Origin of the sequence: Massilia cavernae (assembly GCF_003590855.1) — a bacterium.
GTDB lineage: Bacteria > Pseudomonadota > Gammaproteobacteria > Burkholderiales > Burkholderiaceae_D > Telluria_A > Telluria_A cavernae.
Window position 1 is genome coordinate 1 of record NZ_QYUP01000056.1, and the last position, 19889, is coordinate 19889.

Here is a 19889-nt window from a genome sequence, read left to right on the forward strand (position 1 = left end):
GTTTGTCGACACCGAAATTCCGCTGCCCGGCGGCGAAGCGATGTTCACGCCGAAGATGGAAGCGCGCATCCTGCAGGAAGTGAATCTTAAGAAGCACGAGACCGTCCTCGAAATCGGCACCGGTTCGGGCTACATGGCCGCGCTGCTGGCGCACAAGGGCCGCCACGTGACGACCGTCGAGATCTCGCCCGAATTGGCCGAGATGGCGGAACAGAACCTGGCCCGCGCCGGCGTGACCAACGCCACGGTTGAACAAGGCAATGGCGCCGCAGGCTGGGACAAGGGTGCGCCGTACGACGTGATCGTGATCTCGGGCGCGCTGGAAGTACTGCCGGAAGCCTTCCTCAAGCAGGTCAAGGTCGGCGGCCGCATCTGCGCGATCATCGGCCACGCGCCGGTCATGTCGGTCAACGTGATCACCCGCGTATCGGAGACCGCGTACGACACGGTCAAGGTCTTCGAGACCAACGTCAAGCAGCTGCAAGGCGCGCCTGCCGTATCGCACTTCACGTTCTGAGGCGGCGCGGAACATGAAACACATTACCGCACCTGAACTGGCGGACTGGCTGGGAGACGAAGCGCGTCCCCGCCCGGTGCTGCTGGATGTGCGCGAGAACTGGGAGTTCGAGACCTGCCATATCGAAGGCTCGAACCTGGTTCCGATGAACACCGTTCCGGCCAGGCTGCAGGAACTGGATGACGATGCCGAGATTGTCTGCATCTGCCATCACGGCGCGCGCAGCATGGCGGTCGCGAACTTCCTGGAGCGTAACGGCTTTACGAACGTAATGAATTTGACGGGCGGGATTCACGCCTGGGCTGTGCAGGTCGACAGCGCGATGCCTAAGTACTGAGGCCACGCGTAATCGGCTGCAAATATTTTTCTAACCATCTTGATGACTCCAACGGAGACCGCAATGCAGAAACCCTTAATCGCCGCGTTGATCGCCAGCGCGTTTTTCTCGCTCAACGCTCAGGCAGCCGACCTGCTTGAAGTGTACAAGCAAGCACTGGCGAACGACGCCGTGTTCGCGAGCGCGCGCGCTTCGGCCGCCGCTGGGCGCGAGAGGGTTCCGCAAGGCCGGTCGCTGCTGCTGCCAACCGTTGGCGCCAGCGGCTCCGTCGTCAAGAATGACAGCGACGTCTCGCCATGGAACGAAGGCCAGGTCGGCACGCTGCCGAACGGCCAGACCGGCACCATTTTCGGCGGCGGCAGCAACCTGCGCACCACCGACTACGCGCTGTCGCTGACCCAGCCGCTGTTCCGCTGGGCTAACTGGCAGACCTACCAGCAAAGCAAGCTGCTGCAGTCGATCAGTGAAGCGCAGTTCGCCCAGGCCCAGCAAGACCTGATCACCCGCGTGGCGCAGGCTTACTTCGACGTGCTTTCGGCCCAGGACAATCTGGAAACGATCCGCGCACAAAAGACCGCGACCACCGAGCAGCTGGCCTCGGCCAAGCGCAACTTCGAAGTCGGCACCCAGACCATCACCGACACGCACGAAGCGCAGGCGGCGTATGATCTGGTGGTGGCGCAGGAATTCGCCGCGATCAACGACCTGGAAAACAAGCGCACCGCGCTTCAGTCCATCATCGGCGCGCCTGCCGGCGCACTAGCCCCGCTCAAGCCGGGCGTGGCGCTGGCCGCCCCGTCGCCGGCCGTGATCGATCCATGGGTGTCGTCCGCCGAGACCCAGAACTACGGCGTGGTGGCGGCCCAGCTGGGGCTGGAATCGGCCAAGCGCGACATTCAGAAGAACCGCGCGGGCCACTATCCGACGCTCGACCTGGTTGCCAACTCGTCGCACCGCAAGGTCAGCGGCCAGACCAGCGCCTCGGGCAGCACCCAGAACAACGCCATCGGCGTGCAGTGGTCGGTACCGATCTTCAACGGCTTTGCCGTGACCAGCCGCGTGCGTGAATCGATCGCGCTGGAAGACAAGGCCCGCAACGACCTCGAAACCACGCGCCGCAATGCAGCGCAAGTGGCGCGCCAGGCTTACCTGGGCGTGAACAGCGGCCTGGCGCAGGTCAAGGCGCTGGAAGCGGCGGAAGTATCGAGCCAGTCCGCGCTCGATTCGAACAAGCTGGGTTACCAGGTTGGCGTGCGTATCAACATCGACGTGCTGAACGCGCAGCGCCAGCTGTACTCGACCCGCCGCGACCTGTCGCGCGCGCGTTACGACACCATCGTCAACGGCCTGCGCCTGAAGTCGGCGGCTGGTTCGCTGCGCGAGGACGACTTGATCCCGGTGAATAACCTGCTGCAGAAGTAAGCGTCAACTCTGTTCACGCGGATGCGCGCAAGCGCTTATCCGCCCTACGGACAGAAAACGCACGTAATAAGAAAACGGCGCTCACGTAGCGCCGCTTTTTCGTTTGCACCTCACGGTCCGTAGGGTGGATAAGGGCCTGCCCGCATCCACCATGCAAAGCGTTGGCACTGACGCCGTTAAGCGTGCAACCCCGCCCACCTCCATCGAACTTGCGCTCGATGAACTCGATCTTGTACCCATCCGGATCGGTAACGAAGGCAATGACAGTGCTGCCGCCCGCGACCGGCCCCGGTTCGCGCGTGACGTTGCCGCCGTTGGCGCGCACCGCTTCGCAGGTTGCATAGATATCGTCCGCGGAAATGGCGATGTGTCCGTACGCGTTGCCCATCTCGTACTTGTCCACGCCCCAGTTGTACGTCAGCTCCAGCTCCGCATGATCCGGGTTGTTGCCGTAGCCGACAAACGCAAGCGTGTACTTGTACTGCTCGTTCTCGCTGGTGCGCAGCAGCTTCATGCCTAGAACCTTGGTGTAGAAATCGATGGATCGCTGCAGGTCGCCGACCCGCAACATGGTGTGCAGGATACGCATCCGTGCCCCTTGGCTGTTATTGAGAATCCGGAATTCTAAGCGCTGCACGAAATTCGTGCCGGGCGCGCGGCATTAGCGCACCAGGCACCGGGTACCCGATTGCTCCGGCAGCCGCTTATGCTTCCAGCCGTGCGTCGAGCGTGATTTTTGCGTTGAGCAGTTTGGAGACCGGGCAGTTTGCCTTGGCATCGTGCGCCGCCTTGTCGAAGGCTTCCTGGCTGGCGCCCGGAATCTGGGCCACCAAATCGAGATGGACTGCGGTGATGGAAAAACCACCATCGACCTTTTCAAGCGACACGGTGGCCGTGGTGGCAAGGTGCTTCGCCGTCATCCCGGCTTCGCCAAGCTTGCCGGACAGCGCCATCGTGAAGCAGCCCGCATGCGCGGCGCCGATCAGTTCTTCCGGATTGGTGCCGGGGCCATTTTCGAACCGTGTGTTGAATCCGTACTGGGTGCTGTCAAGCACGCCGCTTTGGGTGGAGATGGAACCTTTGCCGTCTTTCAGGCCGCCGCTCCAGGCGGCGGACGCTGAGCGCTTGATAGTCATTGATAACCTCCATGGCTTTTCGTTGGGATGAATTTACAACAGTGACACGGCGCCGCGGCGGACTCTGTACGCAAACGCACAGAATCCGTGCCCGCCTTATTGTGCGGCAACAGGTGTGACGCGCCAGACGACATTGCCGACGTCGTCGGCAAACAGGATGGCGCCGGCCTTGTCGACCGCCACGCCAACCGGGCGGCCAAAGGCTTTTTCCTCGTCCTGGCTGAGGAAGCCGGTGACCAGGTCCTGCGGCGGGCCGCTTGGCTTACCGCCGGCGAAAGGCACGAACAGCACCTTGTAGCCGGACATCGGCTTGCGGTTCCACGACCCATGCTGGCCAACCAGTGCGCCGTTCTTAAACTGGGGCATCAGGTTGCCGTCGTAGAAGGCCAGCCCCAGCGATGCCGTGTGCGAGCCGAGCGCGTAGTCGGGCACGATGGCCTTGGCCACCAGGTCCGGACGCGGCGCCTTGATGCGCGTGTCGACAGTCTGGCCGAAGTAGCTGTACGGCCAGCCGTAGAAGCCGCCGTCCTGCACCGAGGTCATGTAGTCGGGGACAAGGTCGTTGCCCAACTCGTCGCGCTCGTTGACGCTGGTCCACAACGCTTGCGACTCAGGGTGGAAGGCGATGCCGACCGGATTGCGCAGCCCGCTCGCGAAAATGCGCCCCTTGCCGGTGGCGCGGTCGAATTCCCAGATGGCGGCGCGTCCTTCTTCCAGTGCCATGCCGTTTTCGCCGACATTGCTGTTCGATCCGACGCCCACATACAGCTTGCTGCCGTCCGGACTGGCGACCAGGCTCTTGGTCCAGTGGTGGTTCAGTTTCGACGGCAGGTCGGCGACCCTGGTGGCTTTCGCCGTGATGCGGGTATCGCCTTCCTTGTACGGGAACTTGACGATGGCGTCGGCATTGGCGACGAACAGTTCATTGCCGACCAGGGCCATGCCGAACGGCGACATCAGCCCGTCGAGGAAGACGCTGCGGCTCAAGGCCTGGCCGTTGGAGCCGACGCCGCGCAGCAGCGTGATGCGGTTGGCCGAAGGCACGCCGGCTCCCGCCTTTTTCTTCTGCTGGTCCATGACCTTGCCCTTGACCTTGGCCACCGGGCCGCCCGGCTTCTCCATGTTCTTCGGAGGGCGGTTGGTCTCGGCCGCCAGCACGTCGCCGTTGGGCAACACATACAGCCAGCGCGGGTGGTCAAGCTGGCCGGCGTAGGCCGCGACCGCCAGTCCCTGCGCCGCGACCGGGCGGGTGCCGCTCGGCCATGGCGTGGCCTTGGCCACCTTCACGGTCGGCAGCAGGGTTTTTTCGGGAGCGGGGAGGGCGGGGTTCGGGCCGAAGCCGGGCGGCATGGTCTGGGCGAAGGCGGAGGCGCACAGCGCGGACAGCGCCAGGCCAGGGATCAGGACCGCGGACTTCATACCTTGCCTCCGCGTGGGGTGCCGGAACCGGTGTGGCGCATGCCTTCGCCGGCGTTGTCGCGCGGCTTGGCCTGGCCGGGCGTGTCCGTGTGCTGCACTGCTTGTTCAATGCCGCGCTGGCCGTGCAGGTCGGTGTCGACCAGGCCCTGTTCCAGGTCGCTGGCGGCCTGCTCCATCACGCCGCGCGGATGTACTTCCTGGGTGTCGGGCGACTCGTCGCGCTCGTGCGGCATGCGCTTGACTCCCTCGTTCAAGACCCTCGCGTCGGTGTTGACCCTGCGGTCCCTGGATTCCGTCACCATGTCTGTTCCTCGCCAAAATCGGTTCGCTTATTGTGCAAATGGTATCGCCTTGCCTTGAAGCGGGTCGCCCAATTGAGACGAGGGACAGCGGGGTACTTAAATGGTGCCGGAAGGCTCCCACAGTTCGACCTTGTTGCCGTCCGGGTCGATGAACCAGCCGAAGCGGCCATAGCTGAACGATTCCGGCTCGCCCGCCAGTTCGGCGCCGGCCTCGGCCACGTGGCGCAGCGCGCCGTCGAGGTCGTCGACCACCAGGTTGAACTTGACATCCTCCCCTTCGTGAACGGAAGGGGATTCCCACTGCTGGCGTCTGATGCCCCAGACGGAAGTCGGACTAAAAGTAGCCCAGCTTCTTATTCAATCCGCAGGATATCTCTCGACCTCGCCTAAAGGCGACTGCGGATCGGAAAAAACGGTACAGGTGACTCATGCCCCAGCGCGTAATCGCATACTGAAGCACTTATGAAGTTTGACCATGCCCCAACACCGAAGTTCAATACGTTTTTTCACGTGGACGGCTGCGGGCGCTACGCGCCCGACTCCTCCCCGTCCTGCAGGACGAGGTTTCTCGGAGCAAATCTGATGAAGTGTCTCCGTCGTATTTGTTGTTGTCTTGCCCTGGACCGCCGCTGCATTCTATACTGTGGATTCGTACAGCATTTTGGCCGGCAGGCCTTCTGGCAGCCGCAGGCATTATCGGGTAATCTCCTGCGTGACGCCATCAACCAATCGCCGAGATTTCTATGCCCGCAACGCCTGACATGCAGAAAACCATCGCGCTGGTCGTGCGGCCAAATACCTCCGGCATCGACGTGCCGGTGCGGCAGCTGGTGGACTACCTGCAGCATGCAGGCTACCGCGTGGTGCTCGAAGCCGGCACCGCGGAACACCTGGCCGTCGACGGCATCGAGGCCATGAGCGCCGCCGACCTCGGCGCCGCCGCGTACGCGGTGGTGGTGATGGGCGGCGACGGCACCATGCTGGGCATCGCGCGCCAGCTGGCGCCTTACAACGTTCCCCTCATCGGCATCAATCTGGGCCGTCTCGGCTTCATGACCGACATTCCGGTCGAACGCATGATCCCGGCGCTGGCCGATATCCTGGGCGGCAAGGCGCGTGCCGACAAGCGCACCCTGCTTGAAGGCTGCGTCAAGCGCGGGGGCGAAACGATCCACTGCGGCCTGGCCGTCAACGACGTGGTGGTGGCGCGTGGCGCCGGCGCCGGCATGGTCGAACTGAAGGTCACGGTGGACGGCAACTTCATGTACAACCAGCGCTCGGACGGTTTGATCATCGCGACGCCGACCGGTTCCACCGCCTACGCGCTGTCGGCCGGCGGCCCGCTGCTGCACCCCAGCCTGCAAGGCGTCGTGCTGGTGCCGATCGCGCCGCACGCGCTGTCGAACCGGCCGATCGTGGTGCCCGATTCCAGCAGCATCACGGTGGAAATCGTGGCAGGGCGCGACATCAGCGTCAACTTCGACATGCAGACCTTCGCCAGCCTGATGCACGGCGACCAGATCGTCATATCGCGCTCCCCGTACAACATGACCTTCCTGCACCCGGAAGGCTGGACCTACTACGACACGCTGCGCGAAAAGCTGCACTGGAACGAATACCCGGCGGGCGACAGCCGGCCAAAATAAGAGAAACGATCATCTTCATGCTGCGCACACTTTCCATCCGCGACTTCGTCATCGTCGATTCCATTGAACTTGAATTCTCCAGCGGTTTCTCGGTCTTCACCGGCGAAACCGGCGCCGGCAAGTCGATCCTGATCGACGCGCTGCAGCTGGCGCTGGGCGGCCGCGGCGACGCCAGCGTGGTGCGCGATGGCGCGGCCAAGGCCGACATCACGGCCGACTTCACCGCGGGCGATGCGGCGAAAGCCTGGCTGGAACAGAACGAATTCGCGCTGGACGAGGGCGGCGCGCTGCTGCGCCGCGTGATCGACAACGCCGGCCGCTCGAAGGCCTACATCAACGGCGTCCAGGCCACCGCGACCCAGCTGCGCGACTTGGGCGAGCTGCTGGTCGACATCCATGGCCAGCACGCGCACCAGTCGCTGCTCAAGCTCGACGCCCAGCGCGCGCTGCTGGACAGCCAGGCGTCGGTCAAGGACGGCGGCGGCGAACAGCAGGCGCAGGCGGTGGCGGCCAGCTACAAGTCGTGGCGCGCATTGTCGCGCCAGCGCGAGGAATTCGAGACCAACGCGAAGAACGTGCTGATCGAGCGCGAACGGCTGGAGTGGCAGGTGGGCGAACTGGAAAAGCTGGCGGTCAAGCCGGGCGAGTGGGCCGAGGTCACCAATGAGCACAGCCGCCTGTCGCACGCGGCCAGCCTGCTGGAAGGCGCGCAGGAAGCGCTGGCGGCCATCTCGGAATCGGAGCATCCGATCCTGTCGCAGCTGTCGTCGCTGAACACCCGGCTATCCAAGCTGGCCGACATCGACGCCGCGCTCAAGCCTGTGCTCGAATGCATGGAGCCGGCCCGTATCCAGCTGCAGGAAGCGGTCTATGCGCTGAACGACTACCTCGACCGCGTCGACCTCGATCCCGAACGCCTGCGCCAGGTGGAAGGGCGCATGGAGGCCATCCACAGCACCGCGCGCAAGTTCCGCGTCACGCCGGACGAACTGCCTGGCGAATACGCCAGCCTGTCGGACAAGCTGCGCCAGCTGGCCAACGCCAGCGACATCGAGGGCCTGCGCAAGCAGGAAGAGAAAGTGAAGGCCGACTACATGGCGGCGGCGCGCACGCTGTCGGCCGCGCGCGCAGGCGCCGCCAAACTGCTAGGCAGCCAGGTGACGGCGGCAATGCAGGAACTGAACATGACCGGCGGCAGCTTCGTGGTGGCGCTGAACCTGTCCGAGCCTGCGGCGCACGGCGTCGAGCAGGTTGAATTCCTTGTTGCCGGCCATGCGGGCGTGGCGCCGCGGCCGCTGGCGAAAGTGGCCTCGGGCGGCGAACTGGCGCGCATCGCGCTGGCGATTTCCGTCATCACGTCCAACGACGCCACCACCCCGACCCTGATCTTCGACGAGGTCGACAGCGGCATCGGCGGCGGCGTGGCCGAAGTGGTGGGGCGCCTGCTGAAGCGCCTCGGCCAGGAGCGCCAGGTGCTGTGCGTGACCCACCTGCCGCAGGTGGCCAGCCAGGCCAACCAGCACTTCCAGGTATCGAAGGGCGCCACCGACGCGGGCAAGACCGTGTCGCGCATCGACGTGCTCGACAACAAGGCAAGGGTGGAGGAAGTCGCGCGCATGCTGGGTGGCCTAGAGATCACCGCAACAACCCGCAAGCATGCCCGCGAACTGCTGGCGTCCTAGCCAATTTATAATAGCGGCCTTTTCGCCAACCACCGGACCTTCATGCCCTTTCGCAAAGAACCTCCTTTCGCCCACGGCACCGTGGCCCCCAGCGCCGTCGTGCTGGTCAACCTCGGTACGCCCGACGCGCCCACCCGCAAGGCGGTGCGCCGTTACCTGAAGGAGTTCCTGTCCGACCCGCGCGTGGTCGAGATCCCGCGCGTGGTGTGGTGGTTCATCATGAACCTCATCATCCTGCCTTTCCGCTCGGGCAAGTCGGCGAAGAAGTACGGGATGATCTGGAGCCGCGAAGGCTCGCCGCTGAAAGTGCACACGGCCAAACAGGCGGCGCTGCTGCAGTACATGCTGGGACAGCGCGGCCACGGAGACGTCAAGGTGGTGATGGCGATGCGCTACGGCTCGCCGTCGATTCCCGAGGTGCTCGACCAGCTGCAGGCCAGTCACATCGAGCGCATCGCGGTGCTGCCGGCCTACCCGCAGTATTCCGGTACCACCACCGCCTCGGTCTGGGATGCGCTGTTCGCCCATTACGCCAAGGTGCGCAACATCCCCGAGCTGCGCCTGGTGCGCAACTACCATGACCACGACGCCTACATCGGCGCGCTGGAAGAGAGCATCCATGCATACTGGGACGCCCACGGCCGCGGCGACAAGCTGGTGATGAGCTTCCACGGCGTGCCCAAGCGCACCCTGCTGCTGGGCGACCCCTACCACTGCGAGTGCCTCAAGACGGCGCGCCTGCTGGCGGACCGGCTCAAGCTCAAGCCGGAAGACTACGTGGTGACCTTCCAGTCACGCTTCGGCAAGGCTGAATGGCTGCAGCCCTACACCGCGCCGACCGTGCAGCAACTGGCGCGCGAAGGCGTCGGCCGGATCGATGTGGTCTGTCCCGGCTTTACCAGCGACTGCCTGGAAACCCTGGAAGAGATTGCGATGGAAGTGAAGCAGGCCTTCATGACCGCCGGCGGCAAGGAATTCAACTACATCCCCTGCCTGAACGAATCGCCGGCCTGGATTACCGCGATGGCGGAAATCACCGAGCAGCACATCATCGGCTGGCCGACCATGCTGTCGCCGCAACAGCGCGACGCACGCCAGCGCGATGCCGATGCAGGGCGCAAGGATGCGCTCGGCATGGGCGCGGCGTAAGTAGCCGCTCACACCCGGCCTGCATAATTGACAAGCAATATTTGCGGGCTGTTAAAATAGCGGACCCGGCGCTTGCCCGCACGCCTTAGCGGATCGCCATTTCAGCGTAGCAAAGCCACACCACGGTAAGTACGGTGTATGCAAAAACGCCGGCAGCGAGCAGGGACAGCTTCATGGGGAACTCCTTGTAGCTTCGTATACTAGGACGTTCCGCCATTGTCAGAATGCTCAAATTGGTAAGAAATGTAACCATTGTTACATCTTTCCATTAGCACTCGCCGCGCCAGGTGCTGCTAATACCCCTTGAAAGTGTAGGCTTTAGCCCCATTTGCATTGGAATGGTAAGCCAGACACCCTAAATATTTAGCCAAGTCATTGATTGTAGGAGTTTTTTCGATGCAAGACCAAGAAAACAAGGATGTGCCAAACCCGGCGGAAGATGAAACCGTGCAGGTTTCCGGAGCGGCAGGCGCAGCAGCGCCCGCACCGGAAGGTACCCCCGGCCTCGAAGAACAGCTGAGTGCGACCGAGGCCAAGCTGGCCGAAATGCACGACGCCTTCATGCGTGCCAAGGCCGAAGGCGAAAACATCCGCCGCCGCGCGCAGGAAGATGTCGCCAAGGCGCACAAGTTCGCCATCGAGAGCTTTGCCGAAGCCATGGTGCCGGTGAGGGACAGCCTGGAAATGGCGCTCAAGGTCGAAACCCCGACGGTGGAATCGCTGCGCGAAGGCGTCGAGATGACCCTCAAGCAGCTCAGCTCGGCGTTCGACCGCAACCGGCTGGTGGAAGTCATGCCGGCCGTGGGCGACAAGCTCGACCCGATGAAGCACCAGGCCGTGGCCGTAGTGCCGGCCGACCAGGAAGCCAACACCGTGGTCAACGTGTTGCAAAAAGGTTACATGATCGCCGACCGCCTGCTGCGCCCGGCCATCGTCACAGCAGCACAAGCAAAATAAAAACGAGGGGCTGCTTTGTAAGCTCTTGAAAGCACGAAGTTTTTCCCTATATCCGAATCATCGAAAACTAAGTAATCAAAAGGACAACATCATGGGCAGAATTATCGGTATCGACCTGGGGACCACCAACTCCTGCGTCGCGATCATGGAAAATGGTCAGCCAAAGGTAATCGAGAATGCGGAAGGCGCACGTACCACGCCGTCGATCATCGCCTATCAAGATGATGGCGAAATCCTGGTCGGCGCGCCGGCCAAGCGCCAGGCGGTTACCAACCCGAAGAACACCCTGTTCGCGGTAAAGCGCCTGATCGGCCGCAAGTTCGACGAGAAGGAAGTCCAGAAGGACATCTCGCTGATGCCTTACGAGATCATCAAGGCCGACAACAGCGACGCATGGATCGGCGTGCGCGGCCAGAAGCTGGCGCCTCCACAAATCTCCGCCGAAGTGCTGCGCAAGATGAAGAAGACCGCCGAAGACTACCTCGGCGAAGAAGTGAGCGAAGCGGTCATCACCGTGCCGGCCTACTTCAACGACTCGCAGCGCCAGGCCACCAAGGACGCCGGCCGCATCGCGGGCCTGGACGTCAAGCGCATCATCAACGAGCCGACCGCAGCCGCGCTGGCCTTCGGCCTGGACAAGGCGTCCAAGGGCGACCGCAAGATCGCCGTGTATGACCTCGGCGGCGGCACCTTCGACGTGTCGATCATCGAGATCGCCGACGTCGATGGCGAAAAGCAGTTCGAAGTGCTGTCGACCAACGGCGACACCTTCCTGGGCGGCGAAGACTTCGACCAGCGCGTCATCGACTACATCATCGACGAGTTCAAGAAGATCAACGGCCTCGACCTGAAGAAAGACCCGATCGCACTGCAGCGCATCAAGGCGTCGGCCGAGCGCGCGAAGATCGAGCTGTCGTCGGCTGCGCAGACCGAAATCAACGAGCCGTACATCGCCATGGCGAACGGCGCGCCGGTCCACCTGAACCTGAAGATCACCCGCGCCAAGCTGGAATCGCTGGTCGAGGAACTGATCAACGCGACCATCGAGCCATGCCGCACCGCGATCAAGGATGCGGGCGTCAAGGTATCCGACATCGACGACATCATCCTGGTCGGCGGCATGACCCGCATGCCGAAGGTGCAGGAAAAGGTCAAGGAGTTCTTCGGCAAGGAGCCGCGCAAGGACGTCAACCCGGACGAAGCGGTGGCCGTCGGCGCTGCGATCCAGGGCTCGGTGCTGGCCGGCGACCGCAAGGACCTGCTGCTGCTGGACGTGACCCCGCTGTCGCTGGGTATCGAAACCCTGGGCGGCGTGATGACCAAGATGATCCACAAGAACACCACCATCCCGACCAAGTTCAGCCAGGTGTTCTCGACCGCGGACGACAACCAGCCTGCGGTGACCATCAAGGTCTACCAGGGTGAGCGCGAAATCGCGGCCGGCAACAAGGGCCTGGGCGAATTCAACCTCGAAGGCATCCCGCCGGCATCGCGCGGCACCCCGCAGATCGAAGTGACCTTCGACATCGACGCCAACGGCATCCTGCACGTCGGCGCGAAGGACAAGGCCACCGGCAAGGAAAACAAGATCACCATCAAGGCCAACTCGGGCCTGACGGAAGAAGAAATCCAGAAGATGGTGAAGGACGCCGAGCTGAACGCCGCGGAAGACGCCAAGGTCAAGGAACTGGCCGAATCGCGCAACCAGGCCGACGCGCTGGTACACTCCACCCGCAAGTCGATGACCGAGTTCGGCGACAAGCTGGAAGCGGCCGAGAAAGAGAAGATCGAAGCTGCGATCACCGACCTGGAAGGCTCGCTCAAGACCGGCGACAAGGCCGAGATCGACGCCAAGGTCGCCGCGCTGTCGACCGCATCGCAGAAGCTGGGCGAGAAGATGTACGCCGACCAGCAGGCGCAGCAGCAAGCCGGCGGTGCTGAAGGCGGCCAGCAGGGTGGCGGCGCCGAGTCGAAGGCGGCCGAAGACGACGTCGTCGACGCCGACTTCAAGGAAGTCAAAGACAACAAGTAATCCTTTGTAGGCGGGCGCGCAGGCTGCGCCCGCGGACATGGCCGAGCCGGTGACCCTTTTGGTTCGCGGCTCGGTTTTTTTGCATAATGAAGTAAGCAGCAGACAGACAGCAAGGTGCCGACAAATGGCAAAGCGTGATTTTTACGAGATTCTCGGGGTAGCCAAGGGCGCTTCAGAAGATGAGATCAAGAAGTCCTACCGCAAGCTCGCGATGAAATACCATCCGGACCGCAATCCGGACAGTAAGGAATCGGAAGAGAAGTTCAAGGAAGTTAAAGAAGCCTACGAGATGCTGACCAATCCGGAAAAGCGCGAGGCCTATGACCGCTACGGCCACGCAGGCGTCGACCCGAACATGGGCGGCGGTGGCGGATTCGGGGGCGGCGGCTTTGCCGACAGTTTCGGCGACATCTTCGGCGACATCTTCGGCGGCGGCCGCGGCCGCAGCTCCGGCCCGCAGGTGTACCGCGGCGCCGACCTGCGCTACAACCTCGAGATCACCCTCGAGCAGGCCGCACACGGCTTCGACACCACCATCCGCGTACCGAGCTGGGACAAGTGCGACACCTGCCACGGCACCGGCGCCAAGCCCGGCACCTCGCCGACCACCTGCACCACCTGCGCCGGCCACGGCCAGGTACGCATGCAGCAAGGCTTCTTCAGCATCCAGCAGACCTGCCCGAAGTGCCACGGCAGCGGCAAGGTCATCACCGACCCGTGCGCGCCATGCGGCGGCCAGGGACGCATCAAGCGTAACAAGACGCTGGAAGTGAAGATCCCGGCCGGCATCGACAACGGCATGCGCATCCGCTCGTCCGGCAACGGCGAACCGGGCACCAACGGCGGACCGGCCGGCGACCTGTACGTGGAAATCCACATCAAGCCGCACGCCGTGTTCCAGCGCGAAGGCGACGACCTGCACTGCGAAATGCCGATCTCCTTCGTCAAGGCGACGCTGGGCGGCGAGATCGAAGTGCCGACCCTGTCGGGCAAGGTATCGTTCACGATCCCGGAAGGCACCCAGTCGGGCAAGACCTTCCGCCTGAAGTCGAAAGGCATCAAGGGCGTGCGCTCCGGCTACGCGGGCGACCTGTTCTGCCACGTGGTGGTGGAAACGCCGGTCAAGCTGACCGAGAAACAAAAAGACCTGCTGCGCGAATTCGAGCGGCTGACGGTCGAAGGCGGCGCCAAGCACAGCCCGCAAAGCAAGGGATGGATGGACAAGGTCAAGGACTTCTTCGAGTAAGGACTGGCCCATAAACCGCTGGCACCGAAAGGTGGCCGGCGGTTTTTTTACGAACAAAGGAAAAATATGAGCAACGACCAAAAGACCCACGGCCTGACCACCGCAGAACTGTTCGAACGCAACCGCAACTGGGCGGCGTCGATGGTGGCGAAGGACCCCGAATTCTTCAAGGCGCTGGCGGCCCAGCAGACCCCTGAGTACCTGTGGATTGGCTGTTCGGACAGCCGCGTGCCGGCCAACGAATTGCTTGGCATGGCGCCGGGCGAACTTTTCGTGCACCGTAACATTGCCAACGTCGTCGTCCACTCCGACTTGAACTGCCTCGCCGTGCTGCAGTTCGCGATCGACGTGCTCAAGATCAAGCACATCATCGTTTGCGGCCACTACGGCTGCTCCGGCGTGCATGCGGCCATGGTCAACCGTCGCGTCGGCCTGGCCGACAACTGGCTGCGCCACGTGCAGGACGTCAACCAGAAGCACGACCGTTACCTGGGTGAGGTACTCCCGACCAAGGAACGCGCCGACCGCCTGGTCGAACTGAACGTCGTCGAACAAGTAGTGAACGTCGCGCAAACCACCATCGTGCAGGACGCGTGGGAGCGCGGCCAGCCGCTGACCGTGCACGGCTGGGTGTATGGCCTGCAGGACGGCCTGCTGCGCGACCTCGGCATGAACGTCAGCAGCCCGGACGAACTGGCGCCGCAGATGAAGGCCAAGCTGGAAAGCTACGACGCCACCGCGCAATGAGCAACGACCTGCACGCCATCCGCGACGCGGTAAGGGTTTTCGTCGACGAGCGCGACTGGGACCAGTTCCACACGCCGAAGAACCTGGCGTGTGCGATGTCGGTGGAAGCGGCGGAGCTGCTGGAGCATTTCCAGTGGCTGCAGGACGGGCAGCGCGACGAGCTGGGCGAAGCGAAAGTGGAGCAGGTGCGCCACGAAATGGCCGACGTGCTGGTGTACCTGGTGCGCATGGCCGACAAGCTCGACATCGACCTTGGCGCGGCGGTAGTTGAAAAGATGGCGCTCAACCGCGCCAAGTATCCGGCCGAACTGGTTCGCGGCGACGCCCGCAAATATCACGAGTACAAGGACAAATAGAGTAGGGCGGAAGAGGGCGCAGCCCATCATCCGCCGACTGCCTGCGGGTCCCTACAGCGACCCCGCCACCTCGCGCAACACGCCTTCACAGCGCGTATCCTTGTAATCCCAGCGGCCGCCGTTATCGAGGCAGCTGTCGACGCGCACTTCCCCATACGCCAACAACGCGGTTGCGGCAAGCATGGCGGGCAGCACGAAGGCGGCAAGAATCTTAAGTTTGTACATTGGTGCTCGTCCTACTGCGGTATCGATAGACCCCCGGTCTTTGGCGGGCTTTCCCTCGTGGGTTCCCGGGGGCCTTATACAATAAGGCGTTTTCGTATCTTCAGGATTCGCAAAATTGTATGGTTTTGTAAGTCCCGTCAGATCCCGCCCATGCAGATGTACTTGATGACCAGATAATCGTCCATCCCGTGCGTCGAGCCTTCGCGCCCGATGCCCGACTGCTTGACGCCGCCAAACGGCGCCACCTCGTTCGAAATCAGTCCGGTATTCACGCCCACCATGCCGGTTTCGAGCGCCTCTGCCACGCGCCATACGCGCCCGATGTCGCGCGAATAGAAGTAGGCGGCCAGCCCGAACTCGGTATCGTTGGCCATCGCAATCACCTCGTCCTCGGTCTTGAAGCGGAACAGCGGCGCCACCGGGCCGAAGGTCTCCTCGACCGCGACCTGCATCGACGGCGTGACATCGGCCAGCACGGTCGGCTGGAAGAAGCTGTGCCCCAGCTCGTGCCGTTTGCCGCCCGCCATCAGGCGCGCGCCTTTCGACAGCGCGTCGGCGATGTGCTGCTCGACCTTGATGACGGCCTTCTCCTCGATCAGCGGTCCCTGCGTCACGCCCGCCTCCTGGCCGTTGCCGACCTTGAGTTTGCCCACGGCCACCACCAGCTTCTTCGCGAATTCCTCGTAGATGCCGTCCTGCACGTACAGCCGGTTGGCGCACACGCAGGTCTGCCCTGCGTTGCGGTACTTCGATGCGATGGCGCCTTCCACCGCCGCATCGACGTCGGCATCGTCGAACACGATGAAGGGTGCATTGCCGCCCAGTTCCAGCGAAATTTTCTTGATCGTCGGCGCGCATTGTTCCATCAGGATGCGGCCGACCTGGGTCGAACCGGTGAAGCTCAGCTTGCGCACCACCGGGTTGCCGGTCATTTCCTTGCCGATGGCCTTGGAATCGCCCGTCACCACGCTGAACACGCCCTTCGGCAGCCCGGCGCGCTCGGCAAGGACCGCGAGCGCCAGCGCCGAGAACGGCGTCAGTTCGGCCGGCTTGACGACGATCGGGCAGCCGGCCGCCAGCGCCGGTCCGGCCTTGCGGGTAATCATCGCGGCCGGAAAGTTCCACGGCGTGATCGCGGCGCATACGCCGATCGGCTCCTTGGTGACGACCATGCGGCGGTCCGGCCACGGCGACTGCAGCGTTTCGCCGGCAACCCGCTTGCCTTCCTCGGCAAACCAGTCGATGAACGAGGCCGCATAGGTCACCTCGCCCTTGGCCTCCGCCAGCGGCTTGCCCTGCTCGGCGGTCATGATCAGCGCCAGGTCGTCGGCGTTGGCCAGCATCAGGTCGCTCCACTTGCGCATCACCGCGCTGCGCTCCTTGGCGGCTCGCTTGCGCCACGCGGGCCAGGCCGCATTGGCCGCCTCGATGGCGCGCCGGGTTTCGGCCTGGCCCATGTGCGGCACGGTGCCCAGGCTCTCGCCGGTCGCCGGATTGGTCACGGTTATCGTGCTGCCGTCGTCCGCGTCGCACCAGGCGCCGTCGATGAAGGACTGGCGGCGCAGCAGGGTAGGGTCTTTCAGGTTCAGCATGGCTTTTCCTCAATCATGTTCGACAGTCATCCAAGTTCCACATACTAGCCCGTTTTTGCGCGCCGGGTTAACCCCGTTCTGTTGCAATGTCTTAGCCGATACGGATCCAGGTCGTCTTCAGTTCGGTGTACTTGTCGAAGGCATGCAGCGACTTGTCGCGGCCGTTGCCGGACTGTTTGTAACCGCCAAATGGCACTGTGATGTCGTCGCCGTCGTACTGATTGACGTGCACCGTGCCCGCCCGTAGCGCGCGCGCCGTCTGGATCGCCTTGCTCATATTGGAACTCCACACCGCTGCTTGCAGGCCGTAGGGCGATGCATTCGCCTGACGTACCGCGTCGTGGATATCGGTAAAACTGAGCACCGACAGTACCGGTCCGAAGATCTCTTCGCGCGCGATGGTCATCCGATTGTCCACGTTGTCGAACAGGGTAGGGGCGACATAGCAGCCGCCTGTCTCGATCCGGACCTGCGTCCCTCCGGCGAGCAATTGCGCGCCTTCGGCACTACCGGCCGCAATGTAGCCCATCACCGTTTTCATCTGCGCCGCATCGACGATAGCTCCCATCACGGTAGCACCGTCGAGCGGATCGCCGGGCTGGAAGCCTGGCATCAGCGCCAGCGCCTTCTCAATAAATTCGTCCTTGATGGACGCTTCCACAAACAGCCGCGATGGAGCGTTGCAGCTTTCGCCCTGGTTGAAATAGATGGAGCCAATGGCGGCGTTGACGGCAGTGTCGAGATCCGGACAATCGGCGCACACGATGTTGGCAGACTTCCCGCCAAGTTCCGTCCACGCACGTTTCAGGTTCGACTGTCCCGCCATCTGCACGATTTTCTTGCCTACACCTGTAGATCCGGTAAACCCGATGCAGTCGACATCCATGTGCAGGGCCAGCGCGGCGCCTGCCTCGAGGCCAAAACCTGGCACGACGTTGAAGACGCCGGCCGGTAATCCAGCCTCAATGCCAAGTTCAGCCAGCCGCAGCGCAGTCAATGGCGACTTTTCAGACGGCTTCAGGATGACGCTGCTGCCGCTTGCAAGCGCCGGAGCAATCTTCCACGCCGCCATGATCATCGGGTAGTTCCAGGGCACGATGGCGGCAACCACGCCTACGGGTTCGCGTGTGATCAAGGCCAGGGCGCTGTCGGCTGTGGGCGCGATCTCATCGTAAATCTTGTCGATGGCTTCGCCGTACCAGCGCAGGCAGTTGGCCGCAGCATTGACGTCCACGCTCTTGCTGTAGCGGATAGGTTTGCCCATGTCGAGCGTTTCAAGCAGGGCCAGTTCGTCCGCATGCTGAAGCACCAGGTCGGCGAACCTGATCAGTACGCGCTTGCGTGCGGCGGGGGACTGTCCGGCCCAGCGGCGGTCTTCGAACGCGGCTCGCGCGGCTGCCACGGCCAAGTCGACGTCCGCACCGTCGCAGCGCGCGACGGCTGTGAGCTTGCGGCCATCGATCGGCGACACATTGTCAAACGACTGCTCCGATTTCGCCCACACGCGCTGTCCGCCGATGAAGGCGCGCCCGTCCATTGTCAGCGCATGTGCGCGATCGTGCCAGCTTGATGCTGCCATTTGCTACTCCTAAATTTGAACAACTACATGCGTGTCATGCCAATCCGCGTTCCTGCAGGTCCGCCAGGGTCTTGTCGAGGCAGTAGCGGATCTTGTTGACCATCTCGTCGATCTCCGCTTTCGTCATGACGAGGGGAGGTGCGATGATCATGCGATCGCCCACAGCGCGCATGATCATGCCGTTGTTGAACATGTGGCCGCGGCAGATCATCCCAACCGCCAGCTCGGGGGTGAAAAGCTCGCAGTCGTGCACGACCTCGGCCTTCTTGCGAACCAGGTTAAGGCCGGCGACAAACCCATAGCTGTCGGCGTAACCGACCAGCGGGTGGTCACGCAGGCTGGCAAACTTCCGCCTGAGGTAGGGCCCTGTTACGTTGGCCACCTGCTTGACCAGCTGCTCGTCCTCGATGATTCGAATATTTTCCAGCGCCGCGGCGCACGCCACCGGATGCCCGGAGTAGGTGAATCCGTGATTGAAGTCGCCGCCTTGTCCGATCAGCACATCTGCAATCCGGTCGCCCACCAGCACGCCGCCCAGAGGAATGTAACCCGAGCTCACGCCCTTGGCAAAGGTGATCAGGTCCGGCTTGATACCAAGCAGTTCCGATCCGAACCACGCGCCCAGCCGGCCAAAGCCGCAGATCACTTCGTCGGCGATCAGCAAGATGCCGTACTTGTCGCAGATGCGCTGGATTTCTGGCCAGTAGGTGGCCGGCGGGATGATCACGCCGCCGGCGCCCTGCACCGGCTCGCCGATGAAGGCCGCAACTTTCTCGGGACCGAGTTCGAGGATCTTCGCTTCCAGCCAGCCGGCTGCTTCGATCCCGAATTCGGCTTCCGTCATGCCGCGCCCGGACTCGAAGTAGTTCGGCTGGCCGATGTGGACGATGCCGGGGATCGGCAAGCCGCCCTGCGCGTGCATGCCATCCATGCCGCCCAGCGATGCGCCGGCCACCGTGCTGCCGTGGTACGCGTTATGGCGGCTGATGATAGTGTGGCGCTCTTTGAACCCCATCAGGTCCCAATAGCGGCGCACCATGCGCAGGTTGGTGTCGTTTCCTTCGGAGCCGGAACCAGTGTAGAAAACATGGTTGAACTGTGGCGGCGAGATCTCCACCAGCTTCGCGGCAAGCCGCGTGGCCGGGACGTTGGTGGTGTTGAAGAAGCTGTTATAGAACGGCAGCGTCTCCATCTGCCGGTAGACCGCCTCCGAGATGCTGGTGCGGCCGTATCCGACATTGACGCACCACAGGCCCGACATCCCGTCCAGGATCTTTTCGCCTTCCGAGTCCCACAAGTAGATTCCCTGGCCGCGCACAATGACGCGCGCGCCCTTGCTGTTCAGGTCCTTGAAGTCGGTGAACGGATGCAGGTAATGCGCCGAGTCCAACTGCTGGATCGCGCGGGTATCGAAGGCTTGTGCGCCCGGCTGCACTGGATTTGCAGACATGATAATTCCAATCCTGAATGTATAAGGTTTAAACGTGCAGCAGCAGATGCTCGCGTTCCCACGGGCTGATGACGGTCATGAATTCCTGATGCTCC

General features: G+C 63.0%; 19 protein-coding genes and 1 pseudogene. 11 read left to right on the plus strand and 9 right to left on the minus strand.

The window, feature by feature from the left end; all coding sequences use genetic code 11:
• From D3872_RS05095 to D3872_RS05105, 3 genes are all read left to right on the plus strand, one after another.
• The coding region (locus D3872_RS05095; protein WP_147373800.1) for a protein-L-isoaspartate O-methyltransferase family protein at positions 1-517 on the plus strand (517 nt) is incomplete at its 5' end.
• 13 nt (positions 518-530) lie between these two features.
• A complete protein-coding gene (locus D3872_RS05100; protein WP_119809772.1) occupies positions 531-854 on the plus strand; it encodes a rhodanese-like domain-containing protein in 324 nt (107 codons plus the stop codon).
• Positions 855-917: 63 nt separating this feature from the next.
• Positions 918-2276 (plus strand): TolC family outer membrane protein, encoded by a 1359-nt coding sequence (locus tag D3872_RS05105; RefSeq protein ID WP_119809773.1) that lies wholly within the window; start codon positions 918-920, stop codon positions 2274-2276.
• A gap of 187 nt (positions 2277-2463) precedes the next feature.
• On the opposite strand, the pseudogene gloA reads toward D3872_RS05105, so the two are convergent.
• The 5 genes and pseudogenes from gloA to D3872_RS26315 all read right to left on the minus strand — a co-directional run.
• Positions 2464-2865: pseudogene (gene gloA, locus D3872_RS05110) on the minus strand (lactoylglutathione lyase); the annotation flags it as partial.
• 115 nt (positions 2866-2980) lie between these two features.
• A complete protein-coding gene (locus D3872_RS05115; protein WP_119809775.1) occupies positions 2981-3412 on the minus strand; it encodes an OsmC family protein in 432 nt (143 codons plus the stop codon).
• Positions 3413-3508: 96 nt separating this feature from the next.
• Positions 3509-4831, minus strand: a complete 1323-nt coding sequence (locus tag D3872_RS05120) for a PQQ-dependent sugar dehydrogenase (protein ID WP_119809776.1) — start codon at positions 4829-4831, stop codon at positions 3509-3511.
• Positions 4828-5133: a hypothetical protein gene (locus D3872_RS05125; protein WP_119809777.1), complete on the minus strand. Its 306-nt coding sequence runs from the start codon at positions 5131-5133 to the stop codon at positions 4828-4830. Before D3872_RS05125 ends, D3872_RS05120 begins: the two co-directional genes overlap by 4 nt.
• 96 nt (positions 5134-5229) lie before the next feature.
• Positions 5230-5490 (minus strand): VOC family protein, encoded by a 261-nt coding sequence (locus tag D3872_RS26315; RefSeq protein WP_182915694.1) that lies wholly within the window; start codon positions 5488-5490, stop codon positions 5230-5232.
• Between the two features lie 386 nt (positions 5491-5876).
• Here D3872_RS26315 and D3872_RS05130 point away from each other — a divergent pair, with 386 nt between their 5' ends.
• From D3872_RS05130 to D3872_RS05165, 8 genes are all read left to right on the plus strand, one after another.
• On the plus strand, positions 5877-6779 hold the full coding sequence (locus tag D3872_RS05130) for an NAD kinase (protein WP_119809778.1): 903 nt from the start codon (positions 5877-5879) through the stop codon (positions 6777-6779).
• A gap of 17 nt (positions 6780-6796) precedes the next feature.
• Positions 6797-8461 carry a DNA repair protein RecN gene (gene recN / locus D3872_RS05135; protein WP_119809779.1) on the plus strand — a complete coding sequence of 555 codons (1665 nt, stop codon included), beginning with the start codon at positions 6797-6799 and terminating at the stop codon, positions 8459-8461.
• A gap of 42 nt (positions 8462-8503) precedes the next feature.
• Positions 8504-9610, plus strand: coding sequence for a ferrochelatase (hemH, locus tag D3872_RS05140; RefSeq protein WP_119809780.1), 1107 nt, complete (start codon positions 8504-8506; stop codon positions 9608-9610).
• A gap of 396 nt (positions 9611-10006) precedes the next feature.
• The gene (grpE, locus tag D3872_RS05145; RefSeq protein WP_119809781.1) at positions 10007-10567 is read left to right on the plus strand and encodes a nucleotide exchange factor GrpE; all 561 of its coding nucleotides are present in this window, start codon (positions 10007-10009) and stop codon (positions 10565-10567) included.
• Between the two features lie 91 nt (positions 10568-10658).
• Entirely contained in the window at positions 10659-12599 is a 1941-nt protein-coding gene (gene dnaK / locus D3872_RS05150; protein WP_119809782.1) for a molecular chaperone DnaK, read from the plus strand.
• A 124-nt stretch (positions 12600-12723) separates the two neighbouring features.
• Positions 12724-13845, plus strand: coding sequence for a molecular chaperone DnaJ (gene dnaJ / locus D3872_RS05155; RefSeq protein ID WP_119809783.1), 1122 nt, complete (start codon positions 12724-12726; stop codon positions 13843-13845).
• A gap of 66 nt (positions 13846-13911) precedes the next feature.
• The gene (can, locus tag D3872_RS05160) at positions 13912-14592 is read left to right on the plus strand and encodes a carbonate dehydratase (RefSeq protein ID WP_119809784.1); all 681 of its coding nucleotides are present in this window, start codon (positions 13912-13914) and stop codon (positions 14590-14592) included.
• The gene (locus D3872_RS05165; protein WP_119809785.1) at positions 14589-14948 is read left to right on the plus strand and encodes a nucleotide pyrophosphohydrolase; all 360 of its coding nucleotides are present in this window, start codon (positions 14589-14591) and stop codon (positions 14946-14948) included. Before can ends, D3872_RS05165 begins: the two co-directional genes overlap by 4 nt.
• A 51-nt stretch (positions 14949-14999) precedes the next feature.
• Here D3872_RS05165 and D3872_RS25575 read toward each other — a convergent pair whose 3' ends face one another.
• The 4 genes from D3872_RS25575 to D3872_RS05180 form a co-directional block, all read right to left on the minus strand.
• Positions 15000-15173, minus strand: coding sequence for a hypothetical protein (locus D3872_RS25575; RefSeq protein ID WP_182915693.1), 174 nt, complete (start codon positions 15171-15173; stop codon positions 15000-15002).
• 137 nt (positions 15174-15310) lie between these two features.
• The gene (gene gabD, locus D3872_RS05170) at positions 15311-16765 is read right to left on the minus strand and encodes an NADP-dependent succinate-semialdehyde dehydrogenase (RefSeq protein ID WP_119809786.1); all 1455 of its coding nucleotides are present in this window, start codon (positions 16763-16765) and stop codon (positions 15311-15313) included.
• A 91-nt stretch (positions 16766-16856) separates the two neighbouring features.
• Positions 16857-18344 (minus strand): aldehyde dehydrogenase, encoded by a 1488-nt coding sequence (locus D3872_RS05175; RefSeq protein ID WP_119809787.1) that lies wholly within the window; start codon positions 18342-18344, stop codon positions 16857-16859.
• Between the two features lie 34 nt (positions 18345-18378).
• Complete coding sequence (locus D3872_RS05180) at positions 18379-19794, minus strand: aspartate aminotransferase family protein (RefSeq protein WP_119809788.1); 1416 nt, start codon at positions 19792-19794, stop codon at positions 18379-18381.
• Positions 19795-19889 lie beyond the last annotated feature (95 nt).

Bases quoted from the DNA above. Each gene is read 5' to 3' on its own strand.
- D3872_RS05100 (WP_119809772.1), top strand. From the start codon at position 531: ATGAAACACATTACCGCACCTGAACTGGCGGACTGGCTGGGAGACGAA.
- D3872_RS05105 (WP_119809773.1), top strand. From the start codon at position 918: ATGCAGAAACCCTTAATCGCCGCGTTGATCGCCAGCGCGTTTTTCTCG.
- D3872_RS05115 (WP_119809775.1), bottom strand. From the start codon at position 3,412: ATGACTATCAAGCGCTCAGCGTCCGCCGCCTGGAGCGGCGGCCTGAAA.
- D3872_RS05120 (WP_119809776.1), bottom strand. From the start codon at position 4,831: ATGAAGTCCGCGGTCCTGATCCCTGGCCTGGCGCTGTCCGCGCTGTGC.
- D3872_RS05125 (WP_119809777.1), bottom strand. From the start codon at position 5,133: ATGGTGACGGAATCCAGGGACCGCAGGGTCAACACCGACGCGAGGGTC.
- D3872_RS05130 (WP_119809778.1), top strand. From the start codon at position 5,877: ATGCCCGCAACGCCTGACATGCAGAAAACCATCGCGCTGGTCGTGCGG.
- recN (WP_119809779.1), top strand. From the start codon at position 6,797: ATGCTGCGCACACTTTCCATCCGCGACTTCGTCATCGTCGATTCCATT.
- hemH (WP_119809780.1), top strand. From the start codon at position 8,504: ATGCCCTTTCGCAAAGAACCTCCTTTCGCCCACGGCACCGTGGCCCCC.
- grpE (WP_119809781.1), top strand. From the start codon at position 10,007: ATGCAAGACCAAGAAAACAAGGATGTGCCAAACCCGGCGGAAGATGAA.
- dnaK (WP_119809782.1), top strand. From the start codon at position 10,659: ATGGGCAGAATTATCGGTATCGACCTGGGGACCACCAACTCCTGCGTC.
- dnaJ (WP_119809783.1), top strand. From the start codon at position 12,724: ATGGCAAAGCGTGATTTTTACGAGATTCTCGGGGTAGCCAAGGGCGCT.
- can (WP_119809784.1), top strand. From the start codon at position 13,912: ATGAGCAACGACCAAAAGACCCACGGCCTGACCACCGCAGAACTGTTC.
- D3872_RS05165 (WP_119809785.1), top strand. From the start codon at position 14,589: ATGAGCAACGACCTGCACGCCATCCGCGACGCGGTAAGGGTTTTCGTC.
- D3872_RS25575 (WP_182915693.1), bottom strand. From the start codon at position 15,173: ATGTACAAACTTAAGATTCTTGCCGCCTTCGTGCTGCCCGCCATGCTT.
- gabD (WP_119809786.1), bottom strand. From the start codon at position 16,765: ATGCTGAACCTGAAAGACCCTACCCTGCTGCGCCGCCAGTCCTTCATC.
- D3872_RS05175 (WP_119809787.1), bottom strand. From the start codon at position 18,344: ATGGCAGCATCAAGCTGGCACGATCGCGCACATGCGCTGACAATGGAC.
- D3872_RS05180 (WP_119809788.1), bottom strand. From the start codon at position 19,794: ATGTCTGCAAATCCAGTGCAGCCGGGCGCACAAGCCTTCGATACCCGC.